The sequence below is a fragment of the Pseudomonas sp. NPDC089401 genome (genome assembly GCF_044749485.1).
Taxonomy (GTDB): Bacteria; Pseudomonadota; Gammaproteobacteria; order Pseudomonadales; family Pseudomonadaceae; genus Aquipseudomonas.
The window spans coordinates 100,141-120,955 of sequence record NZ_JBIVIA010000017.1 but is presented as its reverse complement, the minus strand read 5'-3'; the positions used below and the strand labels follow the sequence as shown (position 1 = coordinate 120,955).

Here is a 20,815-nt window from a genome sequence, read left to right as displayed (position 1 = left end):
GGGTGGCGGCGCGGAAGGACGACCGGCTTCCCTGCGGCGTCGTCGGTGCTCGCGCCTGACACTAGCGAGGAATCACTTCATGGAGGAGTTACACGATTCCTAAAGGGCTGTAGGAAAAGTCGACGCAGGGACTTTCCAGCTGTCATATCCCGCCTGTCCCCGCTTCCCATGTCAGACCGCCCGGTCACGATCCTTTAGCGTGTCTGCGATTCCCCATTCCAGGCAAAGCAGGATGCTTACCGATGCTCTTCAGCGAACTGATGGCTGTTCTTTCCACCCACGCAATCCGACTCCAGCGCGAAGACCAGGACCTGATCGTCCTCGGCGACGAGGACGCGCTGGACGATACCCTGTGGGAGGCGCTGTCACGGCACAAGCCGGCCTTGCTGGAGATGCTCGCCGCGCGTGATGATGACTGGCTCAGCCCCGCGTTTCGCATCACCCCCGACATGCTGCCGCTGGTGCAGCTCGAACAGGGCGCCATCGACCGCATCGTCGCCAGCGTGCCGGGCGGCGCCGCCAATGTGCAGGACATCTACCCGCTCGCGCCGCTGCAGCAAGGCATGCTCTACCAGCACCTGTCCGCCCAGGACGGCGACCCCTACCTGGCCCAGGTGCAGCTGCGCTTCGCCAGCCTGGCGCACCTGGAGGCGTTCGCCCAGGCCCTGCAATGGGTGATCCAGCGCCACGATATCCTGCGTACCGCGCTGCATTGGGAGTACCTCGACGAACCGGTGCAGGTGGTCTGGCGCGAGGCGGCCCTGGTTCGCGAGGCCGTCGAGGTCGGTGGCAGCGAGGCCCTGGCCCGGCTGTGCGCGCGCTTCGACCCACGCCACTACCGCCTCGACCTGCGCCAGGCGCCGCTGATGCAACTGATGCACGCCCCGGGCGAAGGCGGGCAGTGGGTGGCCCTGCTGATGTTCCATCACGTGATCATGGACCACACCGCGCTGGACATCGTGCGCCGGGAAATCCAGGCGCACCTGGCCGGCGAGGCGGCGCAGCTGGCGCCGCCGATGCCGTTTCGCAACGTCCTGGCCGCGGCGCGCCAGGCGCTGGACGAGCAGGCCCACGAGCGCTTCTTCCGCGACATGCTCGGCGACATCGACGAGCCGACCCTGGCCTTCGGCCTGCAAGACCAAGGCGACCAGCCCCTGGAGCAGGCGCGCCTGACCCTGCCGGCCGACCTCAGCACGCGCCTGCGCCAGCACGCCCGCCAGCTTGGGGTCAGCCCGGCGAGCGTGCTGCACCTGGGCTTCGCCCGCCTGGTCGGGCAGTTGTCGGCGCGCCAGGCCGTGGTGTTCGGCAGCGTGCTGCTGGGGCGCATGACCACGGGCGATGGCGGCGAACAGGCGCTGGGCATGTTCATCAACACCTTGCCGCTGCGCATCGACCTTGGCCAGCACAGTGTGCGCGAGGGGCTGCTGGCCACGCACAAGCGGCTCAGCGCCTTGCTCGGCCATGAGCAGGCCTCGCTGGCCCTGGCCCAGCGCTGCAGCGGTGTGGCGGCACCGGCGCCGCTGTTCAACTGCATGCTCAACTACCGCCACAGCGCTGCCGGCGATGCTGCCGAGATCATCCCGGTCGCGCCAGGCATCGACATCGTCGGTGCCGAGGAACGCACCGACTACCCGCTGACCGTCAGTGTCGACGACCTTGGCGAAGACCTGCGCCTGACCGTGCAGAGCCTGCCACAGTGGGGCGCCGAGCGCGTCAGCCGGCAGTTCGAACAGGTGCTGGCGAGCCTGGTCGATGCCCTGGAGCAGGCGCCGCAGGCACCGTTGCAGGGGCTGGCGGTATTGCCGGCGGCAGAACGCGAGCAGGTGCTGGAACAGTTCAACCGCACGGTCCAGGCCTATCCGCAAGGGCAGACCGTGCACGCCCTGATCGAAGCCCGGGCGGCGCGCGCACCTGGCGCACTGGCGGTGCAACAGGACGGGAAGGCGCTCAGCTACGGCGAGCTCAACCGCCGCGCCAACCAGCTGGCGCACCGGCTGATCGGGCAAGGTGTACGGCTCGGCGACCGGGTCGCCCTGTGCCTGCCGCGGACCACCGAGCGCCTGGTCGGCCTGCTGGCCGTGCTCAAGGCCGGCGCTGCCTATGTACCGGTGGACCCGGCCTATCCGGCCGAGCGCATCGCCTACCTGCTGCAGGACAGCGCGCCTGCGCTGGTGCTGGCGACGACGGCCATCGAAGGCTTGCCGGCAATGCCCCGGCTCGACCTGGACCAGGCCGACAGTTTCGTCACCGACGACAGCGACCCGGCAGTGCCCGGGCTCGACGCCCGGCAGCTGGCCTACCTGGTCTACACCTCCGGCTCCACCGGCCAGCCCAAGGGCGTGATGATCGAGCACCAGACCCTGGCCAACCTGGTGCACTGGCACTGCCAGGCGTTCGACCTGAAGGCCGGCGCGCACAGCTCCAGCGTCGCCGGCTTCGGCTTCGACGCCATGGCCTGGGAGGTCTGGCCGACGCTGTGTGCCGGCGCCACCCTGCACCTGCCACCGCTGCACATCGGCAACGAACACCTCGACGAACTGCTCGACTGGTGGCAGGCACAACCGCTGCAGGTCAGCTTCCTGCCGACCCCGGTAGCCGAGCAAGCCCTGCGCCGCGCGCAACAGCATCCAACCCTGCGCACCTTGCTGGTCGGCGGCGACCGCCTGCGCCAGTTCGAGCACGACCCGGGCTTCGCTCTGGTCAACAACTACGGGCCGACCGAAACCACCGTGGTCGCCACCTCCGGGCAGGTCGTGCCCGGCGGCCCACTGCACATCGGCCGGCCTGTGGCCAATACCCGCGTGTATGTGCTCGACGAAGGCCGGCAGCCGGTGCCGGTAGGCGTCACCGGTGAGCTGTATATCGGTGGCGTGCAGGTCGCACGCGGCTATTTCAACCGCCCCGAGCTGACCGAGGAACGCTTCCTCGCCGACCCCTTCAACCCCGGTGGGCGGATGTACCGCAGCGGCGACCTGGTGCGCTGGAATGCCGACGGCACCCTCGACTACCAGGGCCGCAACGACGACCAGGTGAAAATTCGCGGCGTTCGCGTCGAACTGGGCGAGATCGAGGCCGCATTGGGTGCCCAGCCGGGTATCGACGATGCCGTGGTGCTGGTGCGCGAAGGCCGCCTGCTGGCCTGGTACAGCGAAACCGCCCCGGTCGACCCCGAGCAGCTGCGCCAGGCCCTGCAGGCCAGCCTGCCGGCGCACATGCAGCCGCTGGCATTCATTCGTCTCGATGAGCTGCCGCTGACCAGCCACGGCAAGCTCGACCGCCGTGCCCTGCCGAACCCGGATGGCGCCTTGCTGCCGGGCCAGGCCTTTGCGGCGCCGCAAGGTCGGACCGAAACGACCATGGCGGCGATCTGGGCCGAGGTGCTGGGCGTCGAACGGGTAGGGCGCCACGACAACTTCTTCGAACTGGGCGGCCATTCGCTGCTGGCCGTGACCCTGGTCGAGCGCCTGCGCAAGGCCGGCCTGGTGGTCGATGTGCGCGTGCTGTTCGCCCAACCGACCCTGGCCGCGCTGGCCAGTGCGGCGGGTATCGGGCGCGAGGCAGAGGTCCCGGCCAACCGGGTGGTGACGTGCGCCGGGCAGATCACGCCAGCCATGCTCAGCCTGATCGAGCTGGACCAGGCAGCCATCGACACGGTGGTCGCCACGGTGCCGGGCGGCGCCGCCAACGTGCAGGAAATCTACCCGCTGGCACCCTTGCAGGAAGGCATCCTCTACCATCACCTGAGCGCCGAGCAGGGCGACCCCTACCTGCTGCAGACCCGCCTTGCCTTCGACAGCGTCGAGCGCCTGCTGGCCTGGGCCGGCGCCCTGCAACAAGTCATCGACCGCCACGACATCCTGCGGACCGCCGTGCACTGGCAAGGCCTGCCGCAGCCACTGCAAGTGGTGTGGCGGCGTGCCGAGCTGCTGGTCGACGAAGTCGACGACCTGCTCGATACGCCCGGCGTGGCACGCATCGACCAACTGCACGCCCGCTTCGACGCCCGCCACCACCGCATGGATCTGGGCCAGGCGCCGCTCACCCGCCTGCATTACAGCCTCGACCCGGCCAACCAGCAGGTGGTGGCGATCCTGCTGTTCCACCACCTGACCCTCGACCACACCGCCATGGACGTGGTCGCCCGGGAAATGCGCGCGCTGCTGTTCGGCCAGGGCGACAGCCTGCCGGCGGCGGTGCCGTACCGCAACTACGTGGCCCAGGCGCGCCTGGGCGACCAGGCGCGCCACGAAGCCTTCTTCCGCGGCATGCTGGCCGATGTCGAGGAACCGACCCTGCCGCTGGGTTTTGCCGACGTGCAAGGCGATGGTCGGCATATCGAAAGCGCATTCCAGGCATTGGATGCGGGTATCGGCCAGCGCCTGCGCAGCCAGGCCCGGCAGCTGGGCGTCAGTGCCGCGAGCCTGATGCACCTGGCCTGGGCGCGGGTGCTCGGTGTGCTCGCCAACCGCCAGGACGTGGTGTTCGGCACCGTGCTGATGGGCCGCCTGCAAGGCGGCGAGGGCGCCGACCGGGCGCTGGGCATGTTCATCAACACCCTGCCGCTGCGGGTCGACACCCGCGCCGAGGCCCGGGCGGCGGTGCGTGCCACCCACCACAGCCTGTCGGCGCTGCTCGGCCACGAGCACGCGCCCCTGGCGCTGGCCCAGCGTTGCAGCGGCGTGGCGGCTTCGGCGCCGCTGTTCAGCGCCTTGCTCAATTACCGCCACAGTGCTGGCGACGCGCCGCGCGAAGGCGAGGGCATCTGGGAAGGCGTGCGCCTGCTCGGTGGCGAGGAGCGCAGCAACTACCCGCTGACCCTGAGCGTCAACGACCTTGGCGACGGCTTCAGCTTCAACGTGCTGGCCGTCGAAGGCATCGGTGCCGCACGCGTCGCCGAATGGATGGCCAACGCCGTGGGCCAGCTGTTGCAGGCGCTGGAGCCGGGCCAGGAAACCACCGTCGACAGCCTGCCGATACTGGGCGAGGCGGCTCGCCAGCAGCTGTTCGGCGCTTTCAACGACACTGCCCGCGTCTATCCGCAGGGCGCGACGATCCACGCCCTGATCGAAGCCCAGGCCGCCCGCGCACCCGAGACTACGGCCGTGAGCCAGGGCGAGCAGGCCCTGAGCTATGGCGAACTGAACCAACGCGCCAACCGCCTGGCGCACCGCCTGATCGAGCGCGGCGTGCGCTGTGGCGACCGTGTCGCCCTGTGCCTGCCGCGCAGCGTCGAACGTATCATCGGCCTGCTGGCCGTGCTCAAGGCCGGCGCTGCCTATGTGCCGGTGGACCCGACCTATCCGGCCGAGCGCATCGCTTACCTGCTGACGGACAGCGCGCCGAGCCTGGTGCTGGCCGCGTCGGGCATCGACGGCTTGCCGGGCGAACTGCCACGGCTGGACCTCGACCAGCCAGGCAGCTGGCACGCGCGTGACAGCAACCCGCAGGTTGCCGGGCTCGACGCCCACCAGCTGGCCTACCTGGTCTACACCTCCGGCTCCACCGGCCAACCCAAGGGCGTGATGATCGAGCACCAGACCCTGGCCAACCTGGTGCACTGGCACTGCCAGGCGTTCGAGCTGGGCGCCGGCGAGCGCACCTCCAGCGTCGCCGGTTTCGGCTTCGACGCCATGGCCTGGGAAGTCTGGCCGGCGTTGTGCGCCGGTGCCACGCTGCACCTGCCACCGGCGCACATCGGCAACGAACATGTCGACGAACTGCTCGACTGGTGGCTGGAGCAGCCGCTCAAGGTCAGCTTCCTGCCGACCCCGGTGGCCGAGCAGGCCCTGCGTCGCCAACGCCAGCACCCGACCCTGCGCACCTTGCTGGTCGGCGGCGACCGCCTGGGCCAGTTCGAGCGCGACCCGGGCTTTGCCCTGGTCAACAACTACGGGCCGACCGAAACCACGGTGGTCGCCACCTCCGGCGTGATGCTGCCGGGCGGCGCGCTGCATATCGGCCAGCCAATCGCCAACACCCGCGTCTATGTGCTCGACGAACGTCAACAGCCGGTGCCGCTGGGCGTCACCGGCGAGCTGTACATTGGCGGCGCCCAGGTCGCCCGCGGTTACTTCAACCGCCCCGAACTGACCGAGCAACGCTTCCTCGTCGACCCGTTCAGCCGCCTGCCGGGCGCGCGCATGTACCGCAGTGGCGACCTGGTGCGCTGGAACGCCGATGGCACCCTTGACTACCTGGGCCGCAATGACGACCAGGTGAAGATCCGCGGCATGCGCGTGGAGCTCGGCGAAATCGAAGCGGCCCTGGCCGCCCAGCCCGGCATCGACAGCGCCGTGGTGCTGGTCCGCGGCGAGCGCCTGCTGGCCTGGTTCACCGAGGCTGCGCCGGTCGATCTCGACACCCTGCGCCAGGCCCTGCAAGCCCGCCTGCCGGCGCACATGTTGCCGCAGGCCTTCACGCGCCTGGCGCAGTTGCCACTGACCAGCCACGGCAAGCTCGACCGCCGTGCCCTGCCCGAACCCGATGCAGCGGAACTGGGCCACGTCGCGCCCGAGGGCGAAACCGAAACCCGCATGGCCGCCATCTGGGCCGAGGTGCTGGGCGTGCCGCAGGTCGGCCGCCACGACAACTTCTTCGAGCTGGGCGGCCACTCGCTGCTGGCCGTGACCCTGATCGAACGCCTGCGCCAGCAAGGCCTGAACACCGATGTGCGGGTGCTGTTCGGCCAGCCCACCGTGGCCGCGCTGGCGGCGGCGCTGGGTAACGGTCGCCAGGTGAAAGTCCCGGAGAATCGCATCCCGGCCAGTTGCACGCACATTACCCCGGACATGCTGCCGCTGATCGACCTCGACCCGGCCAGCATCGACCGCATCGTCGCCACGGTGCCGGGCGGCGCCGCCAACGTTCAGGACATCTACCCGCTGGCGCCGTTGCAAGAAGGCATCCTCTACCACCACCTCAGCGCCAGCGCGGCAGACCCGTACCTGCTGCAGTGGCGCGTGGCGTTCGACAGCCTGGCCCGCCTGCAAACCTTCGCCGCCGCGCTGGACCAGGTCATCGCCCGCCACGACGTGCTGCGCACCGCGATCCTCTGGGATGGCCTGCTGCAACCCGTCCAAGTCGTCTGGCGCCAAATCCCGCACTCTGTATTGGCCCCCTGTGGGAGCGGGCTTGCCCGCGAAGCAGGCGACGCCCCTCTCGACGTGAGCCAGGCCCCCCTGATCCACCTGCTCTACAGCGAATCCGCAGGCCCCATCGAAGCCACCCTGCAATTCCACCACATCGTCCTCGACCACACCGCGATGAAGGTCGTGCTGGATGAAATCCGCGACCACCTGCGTGGCCAGCAACCGACCCGCCCCCCGGTGCCGTACCGCAATTACGTGGCCCAGGCCCGCCTGGCCATCAGCGAGGCCGAGCACGAAGCCTTCTTCCGCGCCGAGCTCGGCGATATCGACGAGCCGACCCTGCCTTACGGTCTCAGCGACCTGCAGGGCCAGGCCAGCGCCTTCGAGCTGGCCAGCATCCAGCTCGAAACCGACCAGTACCAGCGCCTGCGCCACCAGGCCCAGCAACTGGGCGTAAGCGCCGCCAGCCTGCTGCACCTGGCCTGGGCACGCCTGGTATCGGCCACCAGCGGCCGTGACAGCGTGGTGTTCGGCACCGTCCTGCTGGGCCGCCTGCAAGGTGGCGCCGGTGCCGACCGTGGCCTGGGCATGTTCATCAACACCTTGCCGCTGCGCCTGGACCTGGATGGCCTGGGCGTGCGCGACGGCGTGCAACTGGCCCACCGGCGCCTGGGCGCGCTGCTGGTCCACGAGCACGCCTCGCTGGCCCTGGCCCAGCGCTGCAGCGGCGTGGCCGCGCCGTTGCCGCTGTTCAGCGCCATGCTCAACTACCGCCACGGCGCCAGTGCCAGCGAGCGCCAGGCGCACCACCAAGCACTGGAAGGCATCCAGGCACTGCCCAGCGGCGGCCATGGCAACTACCCGTTGAGCGTCAACGTCGACGACCTCGGCGATGGCCTGCGCCTGACCGCCCAGGTCACCGCCCGGGTCGGTGCACAGCGCGTCTGCGAGCAATTGCAGCAGGTGCTGCTGGGCCTGCTCGATGCCCTGGAACAGCAACCGCAGCTGCCGCTGCAGCAGCTGCCGGTGCTGGCGGAGCGCGAGCGCCGGCAATTGCTGGTCGAGGCCAACGCCAGCGCGCGCCCGCACGACCTGGAGCAACCGTTGCACGGCCTGTTCGAGGCCCAGGTGCGACGCACGCCCGATGCCCCGGCACTGGTGGCGGAGGAGGGCGAGCTGAGCTATCGCCAGCTCGATGAACAGGCCAACCGCCTGGCCCATCACCTGATCGCCCTGGGCGTCAGGCCCGACGACCGCGTGGCGATCTGCATCGAACGCGGGTTGTCGCTGGTGGTCGGCCTGCTGGCCATCCTCAAGGCCGGTGGCGCCTATGTGCCGGTCGACCCGGGCTACCCGGCCGAACGCATCCGGCACATGCTCGACGACAGCGCGCCCCAGGCGGTGCTGGTCCACGCGGCCACCCGTGATCTGGCGCCGCACCCGGTGCAGGTCGACCTCGACCGGCCAGGCTGGGGCAACCAGCCGATCAGCAACCCGCGCGTCCCCGGCCTGACGGCCAGGCACCTGGCCTACGTGATCTACACCTCCGGCTCCACTGGTGTGCCGAAAGGGGTGATGGTCGAGCACCGCAACGTGGTCAACCTGGTGCACTGGGCCCGGCGTCTGTGCACCGGCAGCGTGCTGCACAAGACCCCGGTCAGCTTCGATGCGTCGGTGTGGGAGCTGTTCTGGCCGCTGTGCAGCGGCCTGCGCCTGGTGCTGGCCCGCCCAGGCGGCCAGCGTGATGGCGAGTACCTCGCGCAGCTGGTCCAGGAGCAGCAGGTGAATGTGCTGCAGTTCGTGCCGGCCTTGCTGCAACAGTTCCTCGAACAGGCGCACAGTGCCGCCTGCACCAGCCTCACCGACATCGTCTGCGGCGGTGGCGAGCTGACCGAAGCCCTGGCGGCCCTGGTGCGCCAACGCCTGCCAGGCGTGCGCCTGCACAACGTCTACGGGCCCACCGAGACCACCGTCGACTGCAGCGCCTGGACGCTTGAGCCCGACATGGCCCTGCCGGGCGGGACCTTGCCGATCGGCCAGCCCATCGACAATACCCACCTCTATGTCCTCGACCACCGCGACCAGCCCGTGCCGTGGGGGGTTACCGGCCACCTGCACATCGGCGGCGCCGGCGTCACCCGCGGCTACCTGGGCCTGCCTGGGCAGCAGGCCGAGCGCTTCATCGACAGCCCGTTCGTGGCCGGGGAGCGCCTGTACCGCAGCGGCGACCTGGTGCGCCAACGCGCCGACGGCACCCTGGAATTCCTCGGGCGCAACGACGACCAGGTGAAGATCCGCGGCCTGCGCATCGAACCGGGCGAGATCGAAGCCTGCCTGACCCGTATCGACGGCGTGCGCCAGGCCGTGGTGCTGGCGTTCGACGACCGGGTGACTGGGCCGCGCCTGGTCGCCTACCACACCGGAGCGCCGCTGGCGGCGCAGCAGCTGCGCGAGGCGCTGCTGGCGCACCTGCCGGAGTACATGGTGCCGGCACTGTACCTGCACCTCGAGCGCCTGCCGCTGACCGCCAACGGCAAGCTCGACCGCAAGGCCTTGCCGGCGCCGGATGCCGCCCTGCAGCAACGGCCTTTCGAAGCGCCGCAAGGCACCACCGAAACCCTGCTGGCACGCCTGTGGGGCGAACTGCTGGGCGTGCAGCAGGTCGGCCGTCACGACAACTTCTTCGAACTGGGCGGCCATTCGCTGCTGGCCGTGAGCCTGACCGCACGGCTGCGCCTGGAAGGCCTGCAGGTCGACGTGCGCACCCTGTTCGGCCAGCCGACCATCGCCGCCCTGGCTGCGACCCTGGGCCAGGACCAGCAGGTCCAGGTGCCCGAGAACCGCATCCCGGCGCGCTGCCAGCGCATCACCCCGGAGCTGCTCAGCCTGATCGACCTCGACCAGGCCGCCATCGACCGTATCGTCGCCCAGGTACCGGGCGGCGCCGCCAATGTGCAGGACATCTACCCGCTGGCGCCGTTGCAGGAGGGTATCCTCTATCACCACCTGAGCGCCGCCGAACACGACCCCTACGTACTCTTCTCGCGCCTGCGTTTCGACAACCTCGAACGCCTGCAGGCCTTCGCCCAGGCCCTCGACCAGGTCATCGCCCGCCACGACGTGCTGCGCACCGCCGTGCTCTGGGACGGCCTGCCGCAGCCGGTGCAGGTGGTCCTGCGCACGGTCCCTTCGCTTCGTAGGAGCGAGCTTGCTCGCGATGAGGCCGACACCGGTTTCGACCTGAGCCAGGCCCCCCTGATCCGTCTGCTCTACGCCGAGTCCGATGGCCCCATCGATGCCACCCTGCAATTCCACCACATCATCCTCGACCACACCGCCCTGGAAGTGCTCGGCGAAGAACTGCAAGGCTTGCTCCAGGGCGCCCCAGCCCCGCAGCACGACCCGGTGCCGTACCGCAACTACGTGGCTCAGGCCCGTTTGGGTATCAGTCAGGCCGAGCACGAAGCCTTCTTCCGCACGCAATTGGCCGACATCGACGCACCGACCCTGCCGTTCGGCCTCAGCGACGTGCAGGGCGATGGCCGCGACATGCAGGAGGTCAAGCTGACGCTCTCAGCCGCACTGGCCAGCGGCCTGCGCCGCCAGGCGCGGCTGCTCGGCATCAGCGTCGCCAGCCTGTTCCACCTGGCCTGGGCACGTCTGTTGGCCGCCGCCAGCGGCCAGGACCGCGTGGTGTTCGGCACCGTGCTGCTGGGCCGCCTGCAAGGCGGCGAGGGCGCCGAACGGGCGCTGGGGATGTTCATCAACACCTTGCCGCTGCGGGTCGACCTGGGCGATGTAGGCCTGCGCGAAGCGGCCCATGCCACCCACCAGCGCCTCAGCGCGCTGCTGGCCCATGAACACGCCTCGCTGGCCCTGGCCCAGCGCTGCAGCGGCGTGGCCGCGCCGCTGCCGCTGTTCAGCGCCATGCTCAACTACCGCCATGGCAGCGAGCGCAGCGCCGAGCAGCGCCAGGCCTGGCAGGGCATCGAGGTGCTGGAGGGGCAGGAACGCACCAACTATCCGCTGAGCCTGAACGTGGATGACCTGGGTGAAGGCTTCCGCCTGGTCGCCATGACTCCCGCCGAGATTGGCGCGGCACGCATCTGCGGGCAGATGCAGCGGGGGCTGGAAGCCATGGTCGCGGCGCTGGAGCATGAGCCGGAGCTGCAGGTGCAGCGGCTGCCGGTGCTTGAAGCCGAAGAGCGTCAGCGGGTGCTGGTGGACTTCAACGATACGGCGGTGGATTACGACCTCGAGCAGACCTTACATGGCCTGATCGAGGCACAGGTGTTGCGCACGCCGGAGGCCGTTGCGGTGTGTGCCGAAGAAGGTACGCTGAGCTATCTCCAGCTCAACGAGCAGGCCAACCGCCTGGCGCATTACCTGGTGGGCTTGGGCGTCAAACCCGATGATCGCGTGGCGATCTGTGTCGAACGCGGGCTGTCGATGGTGGTTGGCTTGCTGGCCATCCTCAAGGCCGGTGGGGCCTATGTGCCGGTCGATCCGGATTATCCGGTCGAGCGGGTGCGTCATATGCTCACCGACAGCGCGCCGGTGGCGGTGCTTGTGCATGCGGCTACCCGCCATGTGCCGGAGGGCCAGGTCATCGACCTGGGTCAGCCGGTCTGGAACGATCAGCCGGCAAGCAACCCGGTGGTTGCGGGGCTGACCCCACGCCACCTCGCTTACGTCATCTACACCTCGGGCTCGACCGGCTTGCCGAAGGGCGTGATGAACGAGCACGCGGGCGTGGTGAACCGCCTGCTGTGGATGCAGGACGCCTACAAGCTGGGCGCCGACGATGTGGTGTTGCAGAAGACGCCATTCAGCTTCGATGTCTCGGTGTGGGAATTCCTCTGGCCGTTGCAGACCGGCGCCCGCCTGGTCATGGCCCGCCCTGGCGGCCACCGCGATCCGGAATACCTGCGCCAGGTCATCCAGGACGAAGCCGTCACCACCTTGCACTTCGTCCCGTCGATGCTGGATGTGTTCCTGTCCTCCGCAGAGAGCACCACCCCTGTAGGAGCGGGTTCACCCGCGAACACCGGCGAAGCCGGTGCCATCCACCGAGTTGGATTCTTCGCGGGTAAACCCGCTCCCACAGGTACGGCGCAAGCCCTGAAGAGGGTGGTGTGCAGTGGGGAGGCACTGCCGGGCAGCCTGGTACGGCGCTTCCATGAGCAGTTGCCAGAAGTCGAACTGCACAACCTCTACGGCCCGACCGAAGCCGCCGTGGACGTCAGCGCCTGGCACTGCCTGACGGCCCCGGACAACACCCCGATCGGCCACCCCATCGCCAACACCACCCTGTACATCCTCGACCCCCACGGCCAACCCGCGCCCCAGGGTGTGGCCGGCGAGCTGTACATCGGTGGCGTCCAGGTCGCCCGCGGCTACCTCAACCGCGCCGAACTGACCGCCGAACGCTTCATCGACGACCCGTTCGTCCCCGGCGGCCGCCTGTACCGCACCGGCGACCTGGCCCGCCATCTGGCCGACGGCAACATCGAATACCTGGGCCGCAACGATGACCAGGTGAAACTGCGCGGTCTGCGCGTCGAGCTGGGCGAAATCCAGGCCGGCCTGACGGCCATCGAAGGCATCAAGGAAGCCGTGGTGGTCGCCCGCGACCAGCGCCTGATCGCCTACTACACCGGCGAAGCGCAAGCCGTGGAGACCCTGCGCACGGCCTTGCTCGCCCACCTGCCGGAGTTCATGGTGCCTGCGCAGTTCATGCACCTCGAAGCCTTGCCCCTGAGCCCCAACGGCAAGCTCGACCGCAAGGCGCTGCCGCAACCCGACGCACTCGAAGACCGCCCCTACGAAGCCCCGGAAGGCGAAACCGAAACCCTGCTGGCCGCGCTCTGGTGCGAACTGCTGGGCGTCGAGCGGGTAGGGCGCCACGACAACTTCTTCGCGCTGGGCGGCCACTCACTCTTGGCAGTGACCCTGACCTCGCGCCTGCGCCAGCAGGGCCTGCACGCCGATATCCGTGTGCTGTTCGGCCAGCCGACCCTGGCCGCGCTGGCTGCGGCGGTCGGCGGCGAAACCCGTGTGCAGGTCCCGGCCAACCGCATTCCGGCCGACTGCACCCGCATCACCCCGGACATGCTGCCATTGGCAGGGTTGTCACAAGGCGCCCTCGACGCACTGCTGGCCCAGATCCCCGGTGGCGCTGCCAATGTCCAGGACATCTACGGCCTGGCCCCGTTGCAACAGGGCATCCTTTACCACCACCTGGCCAGCGAAGGCGCCGACCCCTACGTGCTCCAGGCGCGCTTCGCCTTCCCTGACCAGGCCACGCTGGCGGCCTTCGCCGCAGCGCTCGACCAGGTCATCGCCCGCCACGACATCCTGCGCACCAGCATCCACTGGCAAAACCTCGAGGAGCCGGTGCAGGTGGTCTGGCGCCACACCACGCGTCTCGCGAACGACGACGCCAGCGCAACCCTCGACCTCAGCCAGGCCCCGCTGATCCGCCTGCTGCCCTCTGAAACCAACGGCCGCCTGGAAGCCACCCTGCTGATCCACCACATCATCCTCGACCACGCCGCCGTCGAGCAGCTGGTCGCGGAAATCACCGCCGTGCTGCAAGGCCAGCCGCTGGCCCATGACAGCGTGCCGTACCGCAACTACGTGGCCCAGTCACGCCTGGCCGACAACCGCCAGGCCGAAGACGCGCTGTTCCGCGAACTGCTGGGCGATATCGACGCCCCCACCGAGGTGTTCGGCCTGCGTGATGCGCACAGCGACGGCAGCCGCGTGCTCGAACGCCGCCAGGCGCTGGACGCGAGCCTTTCCAGGCGTCTGAGGGCGCAGGCCCGACAACTGGGCATCAGCGTCGCCAGCCTGCTGCACCAGGCCTGGGGCCATGTGCTGGCACAGCTGTCCGGTCGCGAGGAAGTGGTGTTCGGCACCGTGCTGCTGGGCCGCCTGCAAGGCGGCGAGGGTGCCGAGCGGGCGCTGGGCATGTTCATCAACACCCTGCCGCTGCGCGTCAGCGTCGGTGGCGCTGGAGTGGCCGACGGTGTGCGCCTGACCCACCAGCGCCTGGCCCGGCTGCTGGCCCACGAGCAGGCCTCGCTGGCCGAGGCCCAGCGCTGCAGTGGCGTGCCGGCCACCCAGCCGCTGTTCACCAGCCTGCTCAACGTGCGCCACAGCGCAACGGCCAAGGCCGAGCTGCGCGACGCCTGGCAGGGCATCGAGCAACTGGCGGCCTTCGAGCGCAGCAACTACCCGCTGGTGGTCAACGTCGACGACCTGGGCGACGGCTTCGTGCTCACCGTGCAGGCCGTGGCCGAGGTCGACGGGGCCCAGGTCTGCCGCCTGCTGGGGACCGCCCTGGAGCAGTTGGCCGAGGCCCTGGAGCAGGCACCGACCACCGCCTTGCGGCACCTGAGCTGCCTGGCTGTCGCCGAGCGCGAGCTGGTGCTGCACGGTTTCAACGCCACCCGCCGCGACTACCCGCGCGAGCATGCCGTGCACACCCTGTTCGGCACCCATGCCGCACTCAGCCCGGATGCCATCGCCGTGGTACACGGCGACCGTCAATACAGCTACGCCGAGCTGGACCAGTGCGCCAACCGCCTGGCCCATCACCTGCTGGCGCTGGGCGTGCAGCCCGGCGAGCGCATCGCCCTGCTGCTGCCGCGCAGCTTCGAGCTGTTGGCGGCGCAGCTGGCGGCCAGCAAGTGCGCGGCGGTGTATGTACCGCTGGACAGCAACGCCCCGGCCGAGCGCCAGGCGTTCATCGTCGACGACAGCCAGGCCCGCGTGCTGCTGACCTTGAGCCACGAGCCTCGGCTCGGCCAGGCCCTGCGCGTGGAACTCGACCGCCTCGACCTCGATGCCAGCCCGTGCCACGCGCCGGGCCTGGCCGTGGCGGCGGGGAGCACGGCGTACATCATGTACACCTCCGGCTCCACCGGCACCCCGAAAGGCGTGCAGGTGCCGCACCGGGCCATCGCCCGGCTGGTGATCAACAACGGCTTCGCCGAGTTCGACAGCCAGGCCCGGGTCGCCTTCGCCTCCAACCCGGCGTTCGACGCCAGCACCCTGGAAGTCTGGGCGCCGCTGCTCAACGGCGGTTGCGTGGTGGTGATCGATCAGGACCAGGTGCTGTCCCGCGAAGCCCTGCGCGACACCTTGCTGACGCACCGGGTGAACGTGCTGTGGCTGACCGCCGGCCTGTTCCACCAGTTTGCCGCGGCCTTGCTGCCGGCCCTGGCCAAGCTGCGCTACCTGATGGTCGGCGGCGACGTGCTGGACCCGGCGGTGATCGCCCGGGTGCTGCGTGACGGCGCCCCGCAGCACCTGCTCAACGGCTATGGCCCGACCGAAGCCACCACCTTCAGCACCACCCACGAGATCCTCGCCGTGGGCGAGGGCAGCATCCCCATCGGCAAGCCCATCGGCAACGCCCGCTGCTACGTGCTCGATGCCCGCCAGCAGCCGCTGCCGGTCGGCGCGGTCGGTGAGCTGTACATCGGTGGCGACGGTGTCGCCCTGGGCTACCTGGGCCAGCCGGCATTGACCGCCGAACGTTTCCTCGACGACCCGTTCAGCCCGCAACCTGGGGCACGCCTGTACCGCAGTGGCGACCTGGTCAGCTGGCAGGCCGACGGTACCCTGCGTTACCTGGGGCGTGCCGACCAGCAGATCAAGCTGCGTGGCTTCCGCATCGAACTGGGCGAGATCGAAGCGGCCCTGGGCGAGTGCGCCGGCATGCGGGATGTCGCTGTGCTGCTGCGTGAGGACGTCCCTGGCGACAAGCGCCTGGTCGCCTACTTCACCGCCGTCGAGCCTGCGCCGGCCATCGCCGAGCTGCACGCTCGACTGCAAGGCCAGCTGCCGGACTACATGCTGCCGGCCGCCTATGTGCGGCTGGAAGCCTTGCCGCTGACCGCCAATGGCAAGCTGGACCGCCGCGCCTTGCCGCAGCCGGGCAGCGACGCCGTGCTCAGCCGTGCCTTCGAGGCGCCCCGGGGCGAGGTGGAAACCACCCTGGCGGGGATCTGGGCCGAGGTGCTCAAGGTCGAGCAGGTCGGCCGCCACGACCACTTCTTCGAACTGGGCGGCCATTCGCTGCTGGCAGTGACCCTGATCGAGCGCATGCGCCAGGCCGGCCTCGGCGCCGACGTGCGCGTGCTGTTCGCCCAGCCGACCCTGGCGGCCCTGGCCGCTGCGGTGGGCAGTGGCCGTGAAGTGCGGGTGCCGGCCAACCGCGTGCCGCCCGCGGCGGCGCACATCACGCCGGCCATGCTCAGCCTGATCGACCTCGACCAGGCCGCCATCGACGCGATCCTCGCCCGCGTACCGGGTGGCGCTGCCAATGTGCAGGAAATCTACCCGCTGGCACCGTTGCAGGAGGGCATTCTCTATCATCACCTGAGCGCCGGGCAGGGCGACCCGTACCTGCTGCAATCGCGCCTGGCCTTCGACAGCCTTGCCCGCCTGCAGGCCTGGGCCGGGGCCTTGCAACAGGTCATCGACCGCCACGACATCCTGCGCACCGCAGTGCTCAGTGAAGGCCTGGAGCAACCGGTGCAGGTGGTCTGGCGCGAAGCGCGGCTGGCTGTGACGGCGATCACCGACCTGCAAGGTGACGCGGTGATCGACGCCCTGCAGGCGCGCTTCGATGCCCGCCATCAGCGTCTGGACCTGTCCCAGGCGCCGCTGATGCGCCTGGTGCATGCCAATGACCCGGCCAACCAGCGTGTGGTGGCGATCCTGCAGTTCCACCACCTGGCCCTCGACCATACCGCCATGGCAGTGATCGCCGGCGAAATGCAGGCTTTGCTCAACGGCCAGGATGACCTGCTGGCGGCACCGGTGCCGTACCGCACCTATGTCGCCCAGGCCCGCCTGGGGGCCGATGACGCCGGCCACGAGGCGTTTTTCCGCGACATGCTCGGCGACCTCGACGAGCCGACCTTGCCGTTCGGCCTGGCCGACGTACAGGGTGATGGCCGTGCCATCGAGGAGGCGCGGTTGCCACTGAACGCCAGTGTGGCCCGCCAGCTGCGCGAGCAGGCCCGGCGCCTGGGTGTGAGCGCCGCAAGCCTGGCGCACCTGGCCTGGGCGCGTGTGCTCGGGGTGCTGGCCAACCGCACCGACGTGGTCTTCGGCACCGTGCTGATGGGCCGCCTGCAGGGCGGCGAGGGCGCTGACCGGGCGCTGGGGGTGTTCATCAACACCTTGCCACTGCGCATCGACCTGACGGCGGATGTGCGCCAGGCCGTGGGCGTCACCCACCAGCGCTTGTCGGCGCTGCTTGGCCACGAGCATGCCTCGCTGGCCCTGGCCCAGCGTTGCAGTGGCGTGGCAGCCTCGCTGCCGTTGTTCAGCGCCTTGTTCAACTACCGCCACAGCAGCACCGCCGCACCGGCTGCGGACGATGCCAGCGTGCAAGGCGTGCGCCTGCTCGGCGGCGAGGAACGCAGCAACTACCCGCTGACCCTGAGCGTCGACGACCTGGGCGAAGGCTTCACCCTGAGCGTGCTGGCCCAGCAAGGCCTGGGCGCCGAACGGGTGGCGCAGTGGATGGCCCAGGCCCTGGCCCAGTTGAGCCAGGCGCTGGAGCAGGCCGAAGCGACGCCGGTGGATGCCCTGTCGATCCTCGATGCCGCCGCCCGCCAACAGGTCCTGCACGCGTTCAACCGCACCGGCCGCGACTACTCGCAAGGGCCGACCGTGCACGCCCTGGTCGAAGCCCAGGCCGCCCGCGCGCCGCAAGCGGCGGCGCTGGTGCAGGATGGCCAGGTGCTCAGCTACGGCGAACTCAACCGCAGCGCCAACCGCCTGGCCCATCACCTGATCGCCCGTGGCGTGCAGGTCGGCGATCGGGTGGCGGTGTGCCTGCCGCGCCGCCTGGAACGTGTGGTCGCGCTGCTGGCCGTGCTCAAGGCCGGCGCTGCCTATGTGCCGGTGGACCCGGCCTATCCGGCCGAACGCATTGCCTACCTGCTGCACGACAGTGCCCCAGCAACAGTACTGACCGACGCCAGCACGCAAGCTTTGGTTGGCGATACGCCGCGGGTGGAACTGCAGCGTGACGACTGGCAGGTGCAAGCCGACGCCAACCCGCAGGTCGCGGGGCTGGATGCACGTCAGCTGGCCTATGTGATCTACACCTCCGGCTCCACCGGCCAGCCCAAAGGGGTGATGGTCGAGCACGCCACCTTGGCCAACCTGGTGCACTGGCATTGCGAGGCCTTCGCCCTGGGCGCCGGCAGCCACACCAGCAGCGTGGCCGGCTTCGGTTTCGACGCCGTGGCCTGGGAACTGTGGCCAGCGCTGTGCGCCGGCGCGGTGCTGCACCTGCCGTCGGCACGCATTGGCGGCGAGCACGTCGACGAGCTGCTCGACTGGTGGCTGGAACAGCCGCTGCAGGTCAGCTTCCTGCCCACGCCCGTGGCCGAGCAGGCCCTGCGCCGTGAACGCCAGCACCCGACCCTGCGCACCTTGCTGGTCGGCGGCGACCGCCTGCGCCAGTTCGAGCGCGACCCGGGCTTTGCCCTGGTCAACAACTACGGCCCCACCGAAACGACCGTGGTCGCCACGTCCGGCCGGTTGCAGCCGGGCGGCGAGCTGCACATCGGCAAGCCCATCGCCAACAGCCGCGTGTACGTGCTCGACGAGCGTCGCCAGCCGGTGCCGGTGGGCGCGGTGGGCGAGCTGTACATCGGCGGCGCAGGCGTTGCCCGCGGTTACCTGAACCGTGCGGAACTGACCGAAGAGCGCTTCCTCGACGACCCGTTCACCGCCGGGGGCCGGATGTACCGCAGCGGCGATCTGGTGCGCTGGAACGCCGACGGCACCCTCGACTACCTGGGCCGCAACGATGACCAGGTGAAGATCCGCGGCGTGCGCGTCGAGCTGGGTGAAATCGAGGCGGTGCTGGCCGCGCAGCCGGGGGTTGCCGATGCGGTGGTGCTGGTGCGTGGCGAGCGCCTGCTGGCCTGGTTCACCGCGGCCGCCGCAGTGGCCGTCGAAACGCTGCGCGCGGCGTTGCAGGCCAGCCTGCCGGCGCACCTGGTGCCGCTGGCGTTCATCCGCCTGGCGGCCTTGCCACTGACCAGCCATGGCAAGCTCGACCGCAAGGCCCTGCCAGACCCGGACCCGGCGCAGCTCGCCGGCCACGCCTACGAGGCGCCGCAAGGCCCGGTGGAAACCGCGCTGGCCCAGGCCTGGTCGCAGATGCTGGGCGTGCGGCAGGTGGGCCGGCACGACAACTTCTTCGAACTGGGCGGCCATTCGCTGCTGGCGGTGAACCTGACCGCGCGCCTGCGCCGCGAAGGGCTGCAGGTCGACGTACGCACGCTGTTTGGCCAACCGACCATTGCCGCCCTGGCGGCCACCCTGGGCCAGGCGCGCACGGTCGAAGTCCCGGCCAACCTGATCCCGGCCGGTTGCCAGCACATCACTCCGGCCATGCTGCCGCTGCTGGCGCTGGACCAGGCCACCATCGAGCGCATCGTCGCCCGGGTGCCGGGCGGCGCCGCCAACGTGCAGGACATCTACCCGCTGGCGCCGCTGCAGGAGGGCATTCTCTACCACCACCTGAGCGCCGCCGAGCACGACCCGTACGTGCTGCAATCGCGCTTCGCCTTCGCCAGCCGCGAACAGCTCGAGCACTTCGCCGCCGCACTGGACAAGGTCATCGCCCGCCACGACGTGCTGCGCACCGCCGTGCTCTGGGACGGCCTGCCGCAACCGGTTCAGGTGGTCCTGCGCACGGTCCCTTCGGTTCGTAGGAGCGAGCTTGCTCGCGATGAAGCCGACACCGGTTTCGACCTGAGCCAGGCCTCCCTGATCCGCCTGCTCTACACCGAGTCCGATGGTCCCATCGAAGCCACCCTGCAATTCCACCACATCATCCTCGACCACACCGCCATGGAGGTGGTCGCCGAGGAACTGATCGGCTACCTGCAAGGCAACGCCGAACCCGCCCACGCCCCGGTGCCTTACCGCAACTATGTGGCCCAGGCGCGGCTGGGCATCAGCCAGGCTGAGCACGAAGCGTTCTTCCGCACGCAACTGGCCGACATCGACGCGCCGACCCTGCCGTTCGGCCTCAGCGATGTGCAGGGCGATGGCCGCGACATCGAAGAGGCCCAGCTGTGGCTGCGCGACGACCTGGCCCAGCGCCTGCGCCAGCAAGGCCGGCAACTGGGCATCAGTGTCGCCAGCCTGTTCCACCTGGCCTGGGCACGCCTGCTGGGCGCCGCCAGCGGCCAGGACCGCGTGGTGTTCGGCACCGTGCTGCTGGGCCGCCTGCAAGGCGGCGAGGGCGCCGAGCGGGCGCTGGGGATGTTCATCAACACCTTGCCGCTGCGGGTCGACCTGGGCGATGTGGGCCTGCGGGAGGCGGCCCATGCCACCCACCAGCGCCTCAGCGCGCTGCTGGCCCATGAACACGCCTCCCTGGCCCTGGCCCAGCGCTGCAGCGGCGTGGCCGCGCCGCTACCGCTGTTCAACGCCATGCTCAACTATCGCCACAGCCGCCAGGCTACGGCCAGCCAGAAACAAGCGACCGAAGGTATCGAAACTCTAGAAAGCCAAGAGCGCAGCAACTACCCGCTGGGCCTCAACGTCGACGACACGGGACAGGGCTTCCGCCTGGTCGCCATGACCTCGGCCGAAGTTGGCGCGGCGCGCATCTGTGGGCAGATGCAGCGGGTGCTGGAAGCCATGGTTGCGGCGCTGGAGCATGAGCCGGAGCT

At 69.8% G+C, this 20,815-nt stretch carries 1 protein-coding gene (cut by a window edge); it reads left to right on the top strand.

Annotated elements, in window-relative coordinates; all coding sequences use genetic code 11:
• Positions 1–242: 242 nt before the first annotated feature.
• Positions 243–20,815, top strand: partial view of a non-ribosomal peptide synthase/polyketide synthase gene (locus ACIP21_RS27055; RefSeq protein WP_400694437.1) — the 5' portion only. Its footprint extends 1,897 nt past the window's final position; the window shows 20,573 of its 22,470 coding nt (coding positions 1–20,573); it begins with the start codon at positions 243–245; its stop codon lies off the right edge, out of view.